Below are 15,480 nucleotides of genomic sequence, written 5' to 3' on the forward strand. Positions count from 1 at the left end.
TCACCTCTCCTCGTGAAGGCGGATCATCGCGTCGCGTGACCATGACGCCATGACCGCCTGCCCCGGCGCAATGCTGCTCAGCGGCGAGACGTCACTGAAATTAGCCTGACTCACCAGCAGTTTGGCGCCATCGGCGAGCTTCAGCTCCAGACGCGTGGCCGCCCCCTGATACTGAACGGCCTGCACGACGCCCTGAACCTGAACGTCACCCTGTTCATTAAGGCGAATATGTTCCGGGCGCAGGGAAAAGGTGCCCTCCATCCCGCAAAGTGTCTGCGCAAGGCCCGCATCAAAAACGTTAGAGGTGCCAACAAAGCTGGCGACAAACGGCGTGCGCGGACGCATGTAGAGATCGCGCGGGGTATCCACCTGCTCGATGCGCCCGTTATTGAACACCGCCACCCGGTCCGACATGGAAAGGGCCTCGCCCTGATCGTGGGTGACAAAAATAAAGGTGATGCCGAGTTCCTGCTGAAGTTTCTTCAACTCGAACTGCATCTGTTCCCGCAGCTTGAGATCGAGCGCCCCTAAAGGCTCATCCAGCAGCAGGACGCGCGGTTCATTCACCAGCGCGCGGGCAATGGCGACACGCTGACGCTGGCCGCCGGAAAGTTGTGAAGGTTTGCGGGCGATGGCAAAGCTCAGGCCCACTTTTTCCAGGGCATCACGGGCCTGGGCATGCCGTTTTTTCTTGTCGACGCCTTTGACCATCAGCCCGTAGGCAACGTTGTCGAGGATCGACATATGCGGGAACAGCGCGTAGTCCTGAAACACGGTGTTCACATCCCGCTCCCAGGGGGGCAGTTCGCTCGCTTCTTTACCGAAGATAGAAATCGTCCCGCCTGACAGCTGTTCAAAACCGGCGATCAGACGCAGGCAGGTGGTTTTGCCGGAGCCCGAAGGCCCCAGCATGGAGAAAAACTCTCCGTCACGAATCGCAATGGTGACCCCATCCACCGCCCGGACGTCGCCGTACAGGCGGGAAACATTGTTAAACTCGACTGCGTACGTCATGTTCTGCTCCCGGGCAATTAACGACCGCCCATGATGGCGATGTAATCCTGCGTCCAGCGGCTGTAAGGGACAAATTTGCCGCCTTCTGCGATGGGGGTTTTCCAGAACATGATTTTGTCGAACTCGTTATAACCGTTTGTTTCGCAGCCTTTATCGCCCAGCAGCGTGCTGGCTTTACACCCTTCCGGAACCACAGGCAGGGAACCAAACCATGCTGCCAGATCGCCCTGCACTTTCGGCGTCAGCGACCAGTTCATCCATTTGTAAGCGCACATCGGGTGTTTAGCCTGCGCGTGCAGCATGGTGGTGTCCGCCCAGCCTGTCACCCCCTCTTTCGGGAAGACGGTGGCAATGGGCTGGTTCTCGGCCTTCAGCGCATTCGCCTGATACGGCCAGGCGCTGGAGGCCACGACGCCTTCGTTTTTGAAGTCGCTCATCTGGACGGTAGTGTCGTGCCAGTAGCGGTGGATCAGGGCATGCTGGTCGCGAAGCACCTTAAGCACGGCGGCATACTGTGCTTCGGTGAGCTGGTACGGGTCTTTAATACCCAGCTGCGGCTGCGTGGCTTTGACAAACAGCGCGGCATCGGCGATGTAAATCGGGCCGTCATACGCCTGCACGCGTCCCTGATTGGTTTTACCGTCCGGCAGATCCTGTTTAGTAAAGACCACGCTCCAGCTGTCCGGCGGCGTCGGGAAGGTTTTGGTGTTGTACATCAGCAGGTTTGGCCCCCACTGGTACGGCGTGCCGTAGACCTTGCCCCCGACGTTAAACCATTCCCCTTTCACAATCCGTTCGTCGAGGGTTTTCCAGTTGGGGATGAGGTCGGGGTTAATCGGCTGGACGCGTTTGCCCATGATCAGTCGCAGGGAGGCATCACCTGAAGCGGTCACCAGATCGTATCCCCCTTTCGCCATCAGGCTGACCATTTCATCCGACGTGGCTGCCGTTTTGACGTTGACCGCACACCCGGTCTCTTTTTCAAACTGGGTGACCCAGTCGTAGTTTTTATCCGTCTGTCCCCGCTCGATGTATCCCGGCCAGGCGATAATATCCAGTCGACCTTCCCCGTCGCCAATGGCCTTGGGGGGTTCTGCGGCTTGCGCTGTCATGATAGTCATGCCGAGCGCACACAGGCTGCTGCGGGCAAAATTTTTGCTCATAAGAGTTACTCCTGTCGCAATGAAATTTAGCGGCAGCCGTGCCGTAAAAATATCTCCCTTATTAAACGTAGACCGCGCAAATGCGCCGCACCGTACGGCTTCAGGAAATTTCATCAAGGTGTGACCGAGGGCGCATTCCCCGTTAACTGGATTATAGACAAGGAGTTAGGCGCGAGAGACGGTATGCAGATTTCCTATGACAGGTCACCGCGAAATATTCGCAGTGCCGTCATCAGGATAAGAATTGATTATTTAAATAACGGAGAAAGGATTATTCCAGCATCGTGCTAATTAATTTTCCTAACTGAATGACCGCCTGCTCTTCCCGCTCTCCCCAGGCCCAGGAAGTATTAAAACGAAAGAACGGCGTCCACGCGTCAGAGGTGGAAAACATCTTTCCCGGAGCAATGCTGATGTGGTGCGTTAAGGCCTTTTCGCTCAGCAGCCCCGCATCCAGCGGTGCCGGCAGTTCCAGCCATAAAAAGTAGCCGCTGTCGTTATGGTGAATTTTGACACCGGCAGGCATATGGCGCAGAAGTGACTGCCAGGCCTGCTGCTTCCGCTCGGCCAGCGTACGCCGCAGGCGGCGCAGGTGGGCGTCGTAGCGTTTGGTCGCCAGGTAATCCACCAGCGCCAGCTGCATGGGAGAACTGGTTGAGAGCGTGCTCATCAGCTGCAGCTGCTGAATGCGACGCGCGTGTTTTCCTGCTGCCACCCAGCCGATGCGAAAACCGGCCACCAGACATTTTGAAAAGGACGAGCAGTGAAGCGTCATGTCCTGACGATCCCACGCTTTCGCCGGGAGCGGCTTTTCGCGGCCAAAATAGAGTTCGCTGTAGACGTCATCTTCAATCAGCGGGACGTTGTGCTGTGTTAACAGTGCGACAAGCTGCGCTTTTTTCTCCGCGCTCAGCGTGAAGCCGAGCGGGTTTTGGCTGTTGGTCATGATCCAGCAGGCTTTAACCGGGTACTCATTCAGCGCCTGTTCAAGGGCGTTGAGATCGATCCCCTCGCGGACGTCTGTCGCAATCGACAACGCTTTAAGCTTCAGGCGTTCCAGCGCCTGTAGCGCGCCGTAGAAACAGGGGTTTTCGACAATCACCCAGTCCCCCGGTTCGGTCACCGCCTGCAGGCTAAGATTCAGCGCCTCGAGCGCGCCTGCGGTGATCACGATCTCTTCCGGGGAGATGTTCATCCCCTGCTGCGCGTAACGACGGGCAATGGCGTGGCGGAGATCGACGTTACCCGGCGGCAGGTTCTCAATCACGCTCATCGCCGTCGCGGTTTTACTGACGTTAGCCAGCGAGCGGTTGAGCTGCTGAAGCGGGAAAAGCCGGGGATCGGGAAACGCGGAAGCAAAGGGAACTACGGAGGGGTCGCGGCTGGCCTGTAAGACATCGAAGATATAGGTATTGATATCCACCGCTTCGTCACGCATCACCTGAGCGGGTGGCGCAGGCTGTTGTGCGGTCGGGCGCGAGGCAACGTAATAGCCCGACTGCGGTCTGGCGACGATGCGCCCCTGACTTTCCAGCATCTGATACGCGTGGCCAACGGTCATAAAACTCATGCCGCTGCTCGCCACCTGCTCTCGCAGGGAAGGCAGCTTATCGCCCGGCAGCCATACGCCAAGTTCAATCTGCGAGATAATTTGTTGCGCCAGACGCTGGTATTTTTTCATCAGATTCTCCTTATGACCGATAGTGTATATCAGCAGGAGAAAAAGAGAAGATTTAGCTAACTGTTATAGTCTGGAAGATGAATTACTTACGGTATTCGGTCACATGGCTCTGAGCGGAATGCGCGGCGGCCAGGTGGTCGAGCGTGATCATCGGCGATTTGCAAAAAATGCATTTCGCGCCAAACGGGTTTTTCTCAGACACGTCAAAGGCTGAGGTACGGTACTGCGAACCATGGCAGCATGGGCAGCGAAAATGGATATAAGAAGTCATAGGATTCTCCTGAAACGTTAAAACGTAAATTACTAATGGGCCGATTGGGCATAATGGTTTTAAACAAAACGAATCGGAATGTAGATAAAGACCCAAGAGAGGCTGCGGAGAGGCACAACGTGATGAGAACTGCTTTAAAAACTACGTCAGATATTTATTTGGACTCAAAACCAGAAGACCATTAACGCACGGCGCTGACGACAAAGCAAGCGGTTTAATGCGGAGAATTCATAAAAAGAATGTTTTTATTCCACAGCCTCAAGGTATATCAGATGGCTAAAGCGTGAAATTTACGCCAACTGTTATGGTTAAAATTCGCTTTTCTGCGTCTGCTCGTCCGATCTCCGCCCCTATACCATAACAGCACACCGTTTGACATTGAGGCTGTGCATGTTTGGTTTAGATGCTTTTCACCTTGCGCGGATACAGTTTGCCTTTACCGTATCCTTTCACATTATTTTCCCGGCCATCACCATTGGTCTCGCAAGCTACCTTGCCGTGCTCGAAGGGCTGTGGCTGAAAACAAAAAATCCGGTCTGGCGCTCGCTGTACCATTTCTGGTCGAAGATTTTTGCCGTCAACTTTGGCATGGGCGTGGTCTCCGGGCTGGTGATGGCCTACCAGTTTGGCACCAACTGGAGCGGCTTTTCACAGTTTGCGGGCAGTATTACCGGCCCACTTCTGACCTACGAAGTGCTTACCGCCTTCTTCCTCGAAGCCGGATTCCTCGGCGTAATGCTGTTCGGCTGGAACAAAGTCGGGCCTGGGCTGCACTTCTTCGCTACCTGCATGGTCGCGCTGGGGACCATCATCTCTACCTTCTGGATCCTCTCTTCAAACAGCTGGATGCAGACCCCGCAGGGCTATGAGATCGTCAACGGTCAGGTGGTGCCGGTGGACTGGTTCGCGGTGGTGTTTAACCCCTCCTTCCCTTACCGCCTGCTGCACATGTCGATAGCCGCGTTCCTGAGCAGCGCCCTGTTTGTCGGCGCATCCGCGGCATGGCATCTGCTGCGCGGGAATAATACCCCCGCCATCCGGGCAATGTTTTCGATGGCACTGTGGATGACGCTGATTGTCGCCCCCATTCAGGCCCTGGTTGGCGATATGCACGGTTTGAACACCTTAAAACACCAACCCGCCAAGATCGCCGCCATTGAGGGCCACTGGGAAAACCCGCCTGGTGAGCCGACCCCGCTGCTGCTGTTTGGCTGGCCGGATATGGAGCAGGAGCGCACCCGCTTTGGACTGGAGATCCCCGCGCTCGGCAGCCTTATTCTGACGCACAGTCTGGATAAACAGGTTCCGGCGCTGAAAGAGTTTCCAAAGGAAGACCGCCCGAATTCCACCATCGTCTTCTGGTCGTTCCGCATTATGGCGGGCCTGGGCATGCTGATGTTGCTGCTTGGGGTAACGGCACTCTGGCTGCGCTATAAAAAGCGCGTTTATTCATCGCGCCCTTTCCTGTGGTTTGCGCTGCTGATGGGGCCATCCGGGCTGATTGCCATTCTGGCCGGGTGGATCACCACGGAAGTGGGCCGCCAGCCGTGGGTGGTCTATGGGCTTCAGCGAACGAAGGATGCGGTTTCTGCCCATGGTGATTTGCATATGAGCGTGAGCCTGCTGGCCTTCTTCATCGTTTACACCTCGGTATTCGGCGTGGGTTACAGCTATATGGTGCGCCTCATCCGAAAAGGCCCGCAGCCGCATGAGTCTTTCGCCACCGAGTCCGATGGACGTCCGGCGCGCCCGCTTTCTGCCGTCACAACTGAACATAAGGAGCAGCCATAATGGGTATCGATCTTTCCATTATCTGGTTTGTGATCATCGTCTTTGCCACGCTGATGTATATCGTGATGGACGGTTTTGATCTGGGGATCGGCATTCTGTTCCCGGCCACGCAAAACGCCGACGATCGCGACGTGATGGTCAACAGCGTCGCGCCGGTCTGGGACGGGAATGAAACCTGGCTGGTGCTGGGCGGTGCCGCCCTGTTCGGCGCATTCCCGCTGGCCTATGCGGTCATCGTTGATGCCCTGACCATTCCGCTGACATTAATGCTGATCGGACTTATTTTCCGCGGGGTGGCGTTTGAGTTTCGCTTTAAAGCCACGCCGGCGCACCGTCCGTTCTGGGATAAGGCGTTTATAGGTGGTTCCATTCTGGCGACGTTTACCCAGGGCGTGACGGTAGGCGCCGTCATTAACGGCTTTACCGTCACCGGCCGGGCCTATACCGGCGGCCCCTTTGACTGGTTTACCGCGTTTAACCTGTTTTGCGGCGCGGGCCTGGTGGTGGCCTACGCGCTGTTAGGCTCGACCTGGCTGGTGATGAAAAGCGAAAACGCGTTGCAACAGCGGATGCGTGAAGTATCGAAAACACTATTAATCGTGCTGCTGGCGTTTATTGCCGCCATTAGCCTCTGGACGCCGCTGGCGCAACCGGCCATCGCCGCGCGCTGGTTTACGCTGCCGAACCTGTTTTATCTGCTGCCCGTCCCGGCGCTGGTCGTGATGTTGAGTCTGTACCAGTGGCGCTGCCTGAATAATCCCGACAGCCATAGCCGTCCGTTTATTCTGACGCTGGGGCTAATCTTCCTCGGCTTTAGCGGGCTGGGGATCAGCATCTGGCCGCATATTATTCCACCGTCGATCACCCTGTGGCAGGCCGCCGCACCGACGCAAAGCCAAGGCTTTATGCTGGTCGGCGCGCTGTTGATCATTCCCGTAATTCTGGTCTACACCTTCTGGAGTTACTACGTTTTCCGCGGCAAAGTTCAGCATGGGGAGGGTTATCACTGATGCAACAACCGGTCTGGAAAAGATTGCTGTGGCTGGCCATTATCTGGGGCGGCAGCGTACTGGCGCTGGCTGCGGTCAGTATGCTCTTCCGTATGCTGATGACGGCAGCAGGGTTTAAATCGCATTAACTCATCCCGGGCAACCGCAGCGTTGCCCGTCTCCTTCCCCCCGCACTTTCAGATAAACCCCATTAACGCACGGCAGAGTATCGTTACACTGGAAAAAGATTCACAGTATTTATAGTTTGAGAAGAAAAATGAAAAAGCTCATTGCGTTAAGTGTTATCAGTCTTGTCCTTACCGGGTGCGTTAATCCGGGTAAAGCCTCCGTTCAGCCGGAGCAACTTCAGAACCACCGCTTTGTGCTGGAAAATGTGAACGGTAAGGCCGTTAAGACCGCGACAACGCAACCTGAGATCAGTTTTAGTGCCCTGCCTGATATCAGCCTGGTGAATAACATCAGCGTTTCTGGCCAGATGTGTAATCGCTTCAACGGACAGGGGAAATTGTCCGAAGGCGAGCTTAAAGTGAAAACGCTGGCCATGACGCGCAAGCTCTGTACTGAACCGCAGCTGAATGAGCTGGATCAGGCCATCGGCGACATGCTGCGCAAAGGGGCGCAGGTCGACCTGACGGAAGACCAGTTAACGCTGGCGACAGCCGATAAAACGCTGATGTTTAAGCGTGTAGAATAATCAGTAGTTACCGCAGCTCCCAACGGCAAGCGACTGTTCACTACAGCGTTTGCCGTTTGGCAAGGCGCACATCCCAATCGCAGAACCATCAAGCTGGCGGGCAACCGACAGCGAGCCGCCAATCATCGCGCAGTTAGCCTGACCCGAGCTGGACATCGCCGCCTTCATTCCCGGCGCCACGTGGGCTGCCGTTGCCTGCTGAACGGGTTCACTGCTACATGCCGACAACAATAATGCGGCACACCCTACCCAAAATGCTGAGCGCATGCTCTCTCCCCCATGAATAATGCGAAACCTATGCATAATAGGCATCCCATCCCGTGTCGTCGAGAGCGGAAGTGCGTATTTATGCGCTCCAGAAACAATTTCTCGCAATTTTTTCGCCAAAAGTTTGATCTACTCATTGATGGCGAGAATACCGAGGACACAAAAGCGAAAATCGTAAAATCCCCCGTTTGCTAGAATACACAGATAATATTCAGGGTTTGTCGTCGTAATACAGACCCCTATTTTTTGCGCAATGTAAGGGTGTTGTCCTATGCAAACTATTGACGGTAATGGTGCAGTTGCCTCAGTCGCGTTTCGCACCAGTGAAGTTATCGCCATCTACCCGATTACGCCAAGTTCTACCATGGCTGAGCAGGCAGACGCCTGGGCGGGTAACGGGTTAAAAAACGTCTGGGGCGATGTCCCGAGAGTAGTTGAGATGCAGTCTGAAGCCGGTGCGATTGCCACGGTGCACGGCGCGCTTCAGACCGGCGCGCTTTCCACGTCGTTTACCTCTTCTCAGGGATTGTTGTTAATGATCCCGACGCTGTACAAACTCGCCGGGCAACTGACCCCTTTCGTTCTGCACGTCGCAGCGCGGACCGTTGCCACCCACGCGCTCTCTATCTTTGGCGATCACTCAGACGTGATGGCCGTACGCCAGACCGGCTGCGCGATGCTATGCGCCAGCAGCGTTCAGGAAGCCCAGGACTTTGCTTTAATATCGCATATCGCCACGCTCAAAAGCCGGGTGCCGTTTATTCATTTCTTTGACGGTTTCCGCACCTCTCACGAAATTAACAAAATCGTCCCGCTGGCTGACGAGACAATCCTGAAACTCCTCCCGCAGGCGGATATCGACGCGCATCGTGCCCGCGCCCTGAATCCGGAACACCCGGTGATTCGCGGCACGTCAGCGAACCCGGATACCTATTTCCAGTCCCGTGAGGCCACGAACCCGTGGTACAACGCGGTTTACGACCATGTTGAACAAGCGATGAATGACTTTGCCGCCGCGACCGGTCGGGAATACAAACCCTTTGAGTATTACGGCCATCCGCAGGCGGAACGGGTCATTGTGTTGATGGGCTCTGCCATTGGTACCTGCGAGGAAGTTGTTGACGAGCTGCTGACGCGCGGCGAAAAGGTTGGCGTGCTTAAAGTGCGTCTCTATCGGCCGTTCTCGGCGAAACATCTGCTCTCTGCGCTGCCGGAGAGCGCGCGTACCGTTGCGGTTCTCGATCGCACCAAAGAGCCGGGGGCGCAGGCGGAACCACTGTATCTGGATGTGATGACGGCTCTGGCCGAAGCCTTTAATCATGGCGAACGTGAAACGCTGCCGCGCGTGATCGGAGGGCGGTATGGTTTGTCCTCCAAAGAGTTCGGACCGGACTGCGTGCTGGCGGTATTCAACGAGCTCAGCGAAGCGAAGCCCAAGCCGCGCTTTACCGTCGGCATTTATGATGATGTGACCAATCTGTCCCTGTCGTTGCCGGAAAACACCCTGCCCTCAACCGCCAAACTCGAGGCGCTGTTCTATGGTCTGGGCAGTGACGGCAGCGTCTCTGCGACCAAAAACAACATCAAAATCATCGGGAACTCCACGCCGTGGTACGCCCAGGGGTACTTCGTCTATGACTCCAAGAAAGCTGGCGGTCTGACTGTTTCCCACCTGCGCGTGAGCGAACAGCCCATCCGCTCTGCGTATCTTATTTCTCAGGCTGATTTTGTTGGCTGTCACCAGCTGCAGTTTATCGATAAATACCAGATGGCCGAGCGCCTGAAGCCTGGCGGTATTTTCCTCCTGAATACGCCATACAGCGCAGATGAGGTCTGGTCGCGCCTGCCGCAGGAAGTGCAGGCGGTGCTAAACCAGAAAAAAGCCCGTTTCTTTGTAGTGAACGCGGCGAAAATTGCCCGCGAATGTGGCCTTGCCGCGCGTATCAATACCGTTATGCAGATGGCCTTCTTCCATCTGACGAATATCCTGCCGGGCGACAGCGCGCTGGCGGAACTGCAGGGCGCGATTGCCAAAAGTTATAGCAGCAAGGGCCAGGAGCTGGTCGAACGTAACTGGCAGGCGCTGGCGCTGGCGCGCGAGTCGCTGTTCGAGGTGCCGCTGCAGCCGGTCAATGCCGCAAGCCCGAACCGCCCTCCAGTCGTGTCCGATGCGGCGCCTGATTTCGTGAAGACCGTGACGGCGGCGATGCTCGCCGGGCTGGGTGATGCCCTGCCCGTCTCTGCGCTGCCGCCAGATGGCACCTGGCCGATGGGCACCACCCGCTGGGAAAAACGAAACATCGCCGAAGCGATCCCCATCTGGAAGGAAGAACTGTGTACCCAGTGCAACCACTGCGTGGCGGCCTGCCCGCACTCTGCCATTCGCGCCAAAGTGGTGTCACCGGAAGAGATGGAGGCCGCGCCGGCCAGCCTGCATTCGCTGGATGTAAAATCCCGCGATATGCGCGGACAGAAATACGTTCTGCAGGTCGCGCCGGAAGATTGCACCGGCTGTAACCTGTGCGTCGAGGTCTGTCCGGCGAAAGACAGGCAGAACCCGGAGATCAAAGCCATCAATATGATGTCGCGTCTGGAGCATGTTGAAGAGGAGAAGGTCAATTATGACTTCTTCCTGAATCTGCCGGAAATCGATCGCAGCAAACTGGAACGCATTGATATTCGCACTTCACAGCTGATCACGCCGCTGTTTGAATACTCCGGCGCCTGTTCAGGCTGCGGTGAAACACCGTATATCAAGCTGCTTACCCAGCTGTACGGTGACAGGATGCTGATTGCCAACGCTACCGGCTGTTCGTCTATCTATGGCGGTAACCTGCCCTCAACGCCGTACACCACTGACGCCAACGGTCGCGGTCCCGCGTGGGCGAACTCGCTGTTCGAGGACAACGCCGAATTTGGCCTGGGCTTCCGCCTGACCGTTGACCAGCACCGCGCACGCGTGATGCGCCTGCTGGAACAGTTTGCCGGGCAGATCCCCGCCGGGCTCAATGACGCGCTTCACGCGGACGCGACGCCAGAGGTACGTCGTGAGCAGGTTGCTGAGCTACGTCAGGCGCTTCAGGGCGTGGCGGGCGCTGAACAGCTGCTGACCGACGCGGACGCGCTGGTTGAAAAATCAATCTGGCTGATTGGCGGTGACGGCTGGGCTTACGATATCGGCTTCGGTGGACTGGATCACGTGTTGAGCCTGACCGAAAACGTCAATATCCTGGTTCTGGATACGCAGTGTTATTCCAACACCGGTGGTCAGGCGTCGAAAGCGACGCCGCTTGGCGCAGTCACGAAATTCGGTGAACACGGCAAACGCAAGGCACGTAAAGATCTCGGCGTGAGCATGATGATGTACGGCCATGTTTACGTCGCACAAATCTCGCTGGGGGCCCAGCTTAACCAGACGGTGAAGGCTATCCAGGAAGCGGAAGCATATCCAGGCCCGTCGCTGATCATTGCCTACAGCCCGTGTGAAGAGCATGGCTACGACCTGGCACTCAGCCACGATCAAATGCGACAGCTGACCGCGACCGGCTTCTGGCCGCTGTACCGGTTCGACCCGCGTCGTGCTGATGAGGGTAAATTACCGCTGGCGCTGGATTCGCGTCCGCCGTCAGATGCCCTGGCCGAGACCTTAATGCAGGAACAGCGCTTCCGTCGCCTTAACGCGCAGCAGCCGGAAGTGGCTGAACAGCTATGGAAAGACGCCGCGGCCGATCTGCAAAAACGGTATGACTTCCTGGCGCAACTGGCGGGAAAAGCCGAAAAATCGACCAGCGACTAGTTTCTCAGCCCGGCGTGTCCGGGCTTTTTTATGCCATAAAAAAACCCGGTGTATTCACACCGGGCGAATCCAGATAATCATTAAATATCTATTTAGTTTCCTAAATAATATTCACGCGAATTATGGATAAATAATCTTAAAGGCATATAACGCCGCCAAGAATAGCTTACTTAACGCCTGATTAATAATTTTAATTTTATATACTTTGCATTAAGACATTCATCAAACCAATGACTATTACCGTTGATTTATTCGGTTTAGATTTTACTTAGTTCGTAACAATTATAATTTATTACTCTTACTCAGGAGTGATTTAGCATGAGACAACTTTCTCATTCAGGAAGTTCAACAGGTAATTAAATAAAAACAACCGCAAAGGAATATCATAATGCAAAGAAAAGTACTGGCCCTGATGATTCCGGCTCTGTTAATGGCTGGCGCAACTCATGCAGCAGAGATTTATAATAAAGACGGCAACAAATTAGATCTGTACGGAAAAGTAGATGGTCTGCACTATTTCTCCGACGATAAAGGCGCTGACGGGGATCAAACCTACATGCGTCTGGGCTTCAAAGGCGAAACCCAGATCAACGACATGATGACCGGCTACGCGCAGTGGGAATACAACATTCAGGCTAATAACACCGAAGGGTCTGATAACCAGTCCTGGACGCGTCTGGCCTTCGCCGGTATCAAAGTGGGTGATTATGGCTCCTTCGATTACGGTCGTAACTACGGTGTTCTGTACGACGTAGAAGGCTGGACCGATATGCTGCCTGAGTTCGGCGGGGACTCCTATACCAAAGCCGATAACTTCATGACCGGCCGTGCCAACGGCGTGGCCACCTACCGTAACACCGACTTCTATGGTCTGGTGCAGGGTCTGAACTTTGCGCTGCAGTATCAGGGCAAAAATGAAGATGCCAGCAACAATCAGGAAGGCACCAACAACGGTCGCGACACGCGTCACGAGAACGGTGACGGCTTCGGTATCTCTACCACCTATGACTTCGGCATGGGGATTACCGCAGGTGCAGCCTATACCTCTTCTGACCGTACCAACGAGCAGGTGATGAATACCACTGCGGGCGGCGATAAAGCGGATGCATGGACTGCGGGCCTGAAATATGACGCCAATAACATCTATCTGGCAGCCATGTACTCTGAAACCCGCAATATGACGCCTTACGGTGATAACACCGACGCCGTGGCCAACAAAACCCAGAACTTCGAAGTGACCGCACAGTACCAGTTCGACTTCGGCCTGCGTCCGTCCCTTTCCTACCTGCAGTCTAAAGGTAAGGACCTCGGCAACGGCCAGGGCGACCAGGATCTGGTTAAATACGCTGACATCGGCGCGACCTACTACTTCAACAAAAACATGTCCACCTATGTTGATTACAAAATCAACCTGCTGGATGAAGATGACAGCTTCTACAAAAACAACGGCATCGGCACGGATGATGTCGTGGCACTGGGCCTGGTTTACCAGTTCTGATTGCCAGAGCCCGCATGATGATGCGGGCTCCCCCCCTTTTTTGAAGCTCGTCACAAAAAACAGGTTCTGGAATCGTGTGGTTGAGGGTAAGTTGAGGGAAAGCTGGTTAAACTCAGACGATAACCTTTTCATCACAAGGGATAACAGCGTTGTTTGGTCGTGTATCCGTTGCCGTACTTACTCTTTTAGCGCTCATCTGGATGGCGTTAATTTTTGATTTTGCTGATATTGTCGGTCATCTGGGCGCGGTGTTGAACCACCTCGATGGCGTTTAATATTGCTCCCGCGAAAATAAAAAGCCACCAGCAGTGCCGGTGGCGGGTAAACGCGCAGTACGCGTTATTTTTTCACGGGTTGAGGCTTTTTATCACCTGATTCAGGGGCCTCACGCGGATCGTCTTTTTCAACACAGAGCATAGTTTCTCCTGTTTCAGATAACCACCCTCCACTATAGCCAGGCTGATTACAGAGTGGCCAGGCGGCAATTACGCCTCAACTGCCCCTTTCTTGTGAAAAGAGAGGTAGCCAAACACCCCACTGTCTCCATCCGAGGGATGGTTTACCCCGTCCATTACCGTCACTTCAGGGAAATCGAACGGTGAGACGTTTTCGAAGCAGGCAACGTTCACGCCGTATTCGTTTGGATTGGAACGCCGCTGATGGAACGTGTAGATCCCGCACACCGAGCAGAAGAAGTGCCGTGCCGTCCCCGTGTTGAACCGGTACTCCGTGAGCTTATCCTCACCTTTAGTCACGGTAATCCCTGACAGCGGCGCAGAGACGACGACCGCGCCCCGCATGCGACAAAAGGAACAGCTGCAGCGCCGCGCGGTATTCAGGCCATCCGTGAGCGCAACGGTAAAGGCCACCGCACCGCAATGGCACTGCGCATTACGACATTCAGCCATAGGCTATACCCCTTTTCTCACCAGCTCGGCGGCCTTGACGAAAACCTCGTCTTCTACACCATCGCCTTTTTGCCTGCCGAGCCTGACCAGTTCATCGACAATACTGTTGCGATGGATCGGTTTCTGCGCTGAAACCAGCCCAATGACGGCGGCCCCAATCGCCAGCCCCACTAAACCTGTTTGTTCGTCTTTGTTCATCATGCTCATGCTCCTGATACAACAAACAAGCGTAGCAGGAATCCGGTAAAACGGAATGAGGACACTCGCTTTGTGAATATAATTTACGTAATTCAGACAGGTACGACTTCTAAAATCGACAAATACGAACGGGTGTCTATTATATTGTTTAGCTTCAGACTGGTCTTTTCAAACAAGGTCAGATACTCAGACTCCGTTCTTGCCCGCCCTCCATCAAAGCTTGTTAAAAGAAGAAGGTCAATTTCAAATCGTCCCTGTTCATTATTTTCTTTTTTTATAAGTGGTTCAAAAATTAATAATCTGGAATTTTCTTTCATTGCATTTCTACACGATTGAAGTATCTGAATCGCCTTCTCATCAGGCCAGTCCATCAAAATATATTTAAGCAGGTAAATATCCGCAACAGGACAGGCTTCAAAAAAGCTACCCTCAATGGTCTTCCATCGACGATTATCCTTTAACAAGTGCAGTCGATTCCGCTCAAGCACGTCTTTTTGATCGAACAGGATCCCCGTTAAGGTCGGATTTCGACGTAAAACGGCCAACAATAAGTTACCCAGCCCACCGGCGATATCGGCAACGACAGCGTTTTGAGGGAACGAATAGCTATCTGCGATGACTTCATTCTCTACGGATGACATAGAGGCCATACCCGCATGAAAAATGTTGCTGTCAGTCATCGTGTCATCATGCTGCCAGTAGTCGTAAAAAGGCTTGCCAAACAAGTCATTAAAAACAGGTTTGCCTTGCAATATCTCATCCATTTTAGCCGCTGGCTGCCAGAATGTTGGGTCTGTCAGCATGAGCACCGCCGCACGTAATGAAAATTCATGCTCAGAACACAGGAACTGTGCTGAATGGCTAAGGCTGTATTCAGCTTCGGACAGTTCGTTGAACACTCCACGAGAGGATAATACGCGCATGATCCGATGAAGATAGTCGCCATCGACATTAAGCTCCTCCGCCAGTTGTGTAACGGATTTTTTTCCTTCAACCAGATGATCTGCAACGCCTAATACTGCGACAGCCCGAAGTGCTGCCTGCCAGACAAAACCCATGCTTTGCTCTAACAAACACATTCCTTCTTTACGGCTTAGCAAATCCAGACTATTAGGATGTGACATTTTCTACTCCTTACCAATAAAGATGTGCTGAACAACTAAAACGCCGTTAGCAAGCGTAAGTCTGG

General features: G+C 54.3%; 15 protein-coding genes. 6 read left to right on the plus strand and 9 right to left on the minus strand.

The features are described from left to right. From ABFV38_RS11925 to ABFV38_RS11940, 4 genes are all read right to left on the minus strand, one after another. Positions 1 to 1,014 (minus strand): ABC transporter ATP-binding protein, encoded by a 1,014-nt coding sequence (locus ABFV38_RS11925; protein WP_235403486.1) that lies wholly within the window; start codon positions 1,012 to 1,014, stop codon positions 1 to 3. A 17-nt stretch (positions 1,015 to 1,031) separates the two neighbouring features. Next, positions 1,032 to 2,177: a putative ABC transporter substrate-binding protein YdcS gene (ydcS, locus tag ABFV38_RS11930; RefSeq protein WP_024907240.1), complete on the minus strand. Its 1,146-nt coding sequence runs from the start codon at positions 2,175 to 2,177 to the stop codon at positions 1,032 to 1,034. A gap of 271 nt (positions 2,178 to 2,448) precedes the next feature. Then, positions 2,449 to 3,858: a PLP-dependent aminotransferase family protein gene (locus ABFV38_RS11935; RefSeq protein WP_032674890.1), complete on the minus strand. Its 1,410-nt coding sequence runs from the start codon at positions 3,856 to 3,858 to the stop codon at positions 2,449 to 2,451. Positions 3,859 to 3,940: 82 nt separating this feature from the next. Then, a complete protein-coding gene (locus ABFV38_RS11940) occupies positions 3,941 to 4,129 on the minus strand; it encodes a hypothetical protein (RefSeq protein ID WP_032645155.1) in 189 nt (62 codons plus the stop codon). A gap of 390 nt (positions 4,130 to 4,519) precedes the next feature. On the opposite strand from ABFV38_RS11940, the gene ABFV38_RS11945 reads away from it, so the two are divergent. The 4 genes from ABFV38_RS11945 (at position 4,520) to hslJ (ending at position 7,624) form a co-directional block, all read left to right on the plus strand. After that, positions 4,520 to 5,920 carry a cytochrome ubiquinol oxidase subunit I gene (locus ABFV38_RS11945; RefSeq protein WP_048029816.1) on the plus strand — a complete coding sequence of 467 codons (1,401 nt, stop codon included), beginning with the start codon at positions 4,520 to 4,522 and terminating at the stop codon, positions 5,918 to 5,920. Next, positions 5,920 to 6,930 (plus strand): cytochrome d ubiquinol oxidase subunit II, encoded by a 1,011-nt coding sequence (gene cydB / locus ABFV38_RS11950; protein WP_348957317.1) that lies wholly within the window; start codon positions 5,920 to 5,922, stop codon positions 6,928 to 6,930. Before ABFV38_RS11945 ends, cydB begins: the two co-directional genes overlap by 1 nt. After that, positions 6,930 to 7,058 (plus strand): DUF2474 domain-containing protein, encoded by a 129-nt coding sequence (locus tag ABFV38_RS11955; protein ID WP_008501283.1) that lies wholly within the window; start codon positions 6,930 to 6,932, stop codon positions 7,056 to 7,058. The genes cydB and ABFV38_RS11955 overlap by 1 nt, the downstream gene beginning before the upstream one ends. Positions 7,059 to 7,186: 128 nt before the next feature. Further along, positions 7,187 to 7,624 (plus strand): heat shock protein HslJ, encoded by a 438-nt coding sequence (gene hslJ, locus ABFV38_RS11960; RefSeq protein WP_048029814.1) that lies wholly within the window; start codon positions 7,187 to 7,189, stop codon positions 7,622 to 7,624. Here hslJ and ABFV38_RS11965 read toward each other — a convergent pair whose 3' ends face one another. Further along, positions 7,625 to 7,891: a DUF333 domain-containing protein gene (locus tag ABFV38_RS11965; protein WP_023312003.1), complete on the minus strand. Its 267-nt coding sequence runs from the start codon at positions 7,889 to 7,891 to the stop codon at positions 7,625 to 7,627. It lies immediately after the preceding gene. A gap of 271 nt (positions 7,892 to 8,162) precedes the next feature. Here ABFV38_RS11965 and nifJ point away from each other — a divergent pair, with 271 nt between their 5' ends. Continuing rightward, the gene (gene nifJ / locus ABFV38_RS11970; RefSeq protein ID WP_348957318.1) at positions 8,163 to 11,687 is read left to right on the plus strand and encodes a pyruvate:ferredoxin (flavodoxin) oxidoreductase; all 3,525 of its coding nucleotides are present in this window, start codon (positions 8,163 to 8,165) and stop codon (positions 11,685 to 11,687) included. A 388-nt stretch (positions 11,688 to 12,075) separates the two neighbouring features. Further along, positions 12,076 to 13,185 (plus strand): porin OmpC, encoded by a 1,110-nt coding sequence (gene ompC, locus ABFV38_RS11975; protein ID WP_045908842.1) that lies wholly within the window; start codon positions 12,076 to 12,078, stop codon positions 13,183 to 13,185. A gap of 339 nt (positions 13,186 to 13,524) precedes the next feature. Here the strand turns inward: ompC and ABFV38_RS11980 are convergent, their stop codons facing one another. From ABFV38_RS11980 to ABFV38_RS11995, 4 genes are all read right to left on the minus strand, one after another. Further along, positions 13,525 to 13,602 (minus strand): hypothetical protein, encoded by a 78-nt coding sequence (locus ABFV38_RS11980; RefSeq protein WP_223239581.1) that lies wholly within the window; start codon positions 13,600 to 13,602, stop codon positions 13,525 to 13,527. Positions 13,603 to 13,670: 68 nt separating this feature from the next. Continuing rightward, a complete protein-coding gene (locus tag ABFV38_RS11985) occupies positions 13,671 to 14,093 on the minus strand; it encodes a GFA family protein (RefSeq protein ID WP_348957319.1) in 423 nt (140 codons plus the stop codon). 3 nt (positions 14,094 to 14,096) lie between these two features. Further along, positions 14,097 to 14,294 (minus strand): hypothetical protein, encoded by a 198-nt coding sequence (locus ABFV38_RS11990; RefSeq protein ID WP_023616678.1) that lies wholly within the window; start codon positions 14,292 to 14,294, stop codon positions 14,097 to 14,099. A gap of 89 nt (positions 14,295 to 14,383) precedes the next feature. Next, positions 14,384 to 15,415: a methyltransferase gene (locus ABFV38_RS11995; protein ID WP_348957320.1), complete on the minus strand. Its 1,032-nt coding sequence runs from the start codon at positions 15,413 to 15,415 to the stop codon at positions 14,384 to 14,386. Positions 15,416 to 15,480 lie beyond the last annotated feature (65 nt).

This window comes from Enterobacter cloacae complex sp. Mu1197 (assembly GCF_040059225.1).
Lineage (GTDB): Bacteria > Pseudomonadota > Gammaproteobacteria > Enterobacterales > Enterobacteriaceae > Enterobacter > Enterobacter quasiroggenkampii.

What these genes read in the sequence shown, in the direction of transcription:
- ompC (WP_045908842.1), top strand. Translation starts at nt 12,076, where the DNA reads ATGCAAAGAAAAGTACTGGCCCTGATGATTCCGGCTCTGTTAATGGCT.
- ABFV38_RS11965 (WP_023312003.1), bottom strand. Translation starts at nt 7,891, where the DNA reads ATGCGCTCAGCATTTTGGGTAGGGTGTGCCGCATTATTGTTGTCGGCA.
- ABFV38_RS11940 (WP_032645155.1), bottom strand. Translation starts at nt 4,129, where the DNA reads ATGACTTCTTATATCCATTTTCGCTGCCCATGCTGCCATGGTTCGCAG.
- ABFV38_RS11980 (WP_223239581.1), bottom strand. Translation starts at nt 13,602, where the DNA reads ATGCTCTGTGTTGAAAAAGACGATCCGCGTGAGGCCCCTGAATCAGGT.
- ABFV38_RS11985 (WP_348957319.1), bottom strand. Translation starts at nt 14,093, where the DNA reads ATGGCTGAATGTCGTAATGCGCAGTGCCATTGCGGTGCGGTGGCCTTT.
- ABFV38_RS11955 (WP_008501283.1), top strand. Translation starts at nt 6,930, where the DNA reads ATGCAACAACCGGTCTGGAAAAGATTGCTGTGGCTGGCCATTATCTGG.
- hslJ (WP_048029814.1), top strand. Translation starts at nt 7,187, where the DNA reads ATGAAAAAGCTCATTGCGTTAAGTGTTATCAGTCTTGTCCTTACCGGG.
- ABFV38_RS11995 (WP_348957320.1), bottom strand. Translation starts at nt 15,415, where the DNA reads ATGTCACATCCTAATAGTCTGGATTTGCTAAGCCGTAAAGAAGGAATG.
- ydcS (WP_024907240.1), bottom strand. Translation starts at nt 2,177, where the DNA reads ATGAGCAAAAATTTTGCCCGCAGCAGCCTGTGTGCGCTCGGCATGACT.
- ABFV38_RS11935 (WP_032674890.1), bottom strand. Translation starts at nt 3,858, where the DNA reads ATGAAAAAATACCAGCGTCTGGCGCAACAAATTATCTCGCAGATTGAA.
- ABFV38_RS11990 (WP_023616678.1), bottom strand. Translation starts at nt 14,294, where the DNA reads ATGATGAACAAAGACGAACAAACAGGTTTAGTGGGGCTGGCGATTGGG.
- ABFV38_RS11945 (WP_048029816.1), top strand. Translation starts at nt 4,520, where the DNA reads ATGTTTGGTTTAGATGCTTTTCACCTTGCGCGGATACAGTTTGCCTTT.
- ABFV38_RS11925 (WP_235403486.1), bottom strand. Translation starts at nt 1,014, where the DNA reads ATGACGTACGCAGTCGAGTTTAACAATGTTTCCCGCCTGTACGGCGAC.
- cydB (WP_348957317.1), top strand. Translation starts at nt 5,920, where the DNA reads ATGGGTATCGATCTTTCCATTATCTGGTTTGTGATCATCGTCTTTGCC.
- nifJ (WP_348957318.1), top strand. Translation starts at nt 8,163, where the DNA reads ATGCAAACTATTGACGGTAATGGTGCAGTTGCCTCAGTCGCGTTTCGC.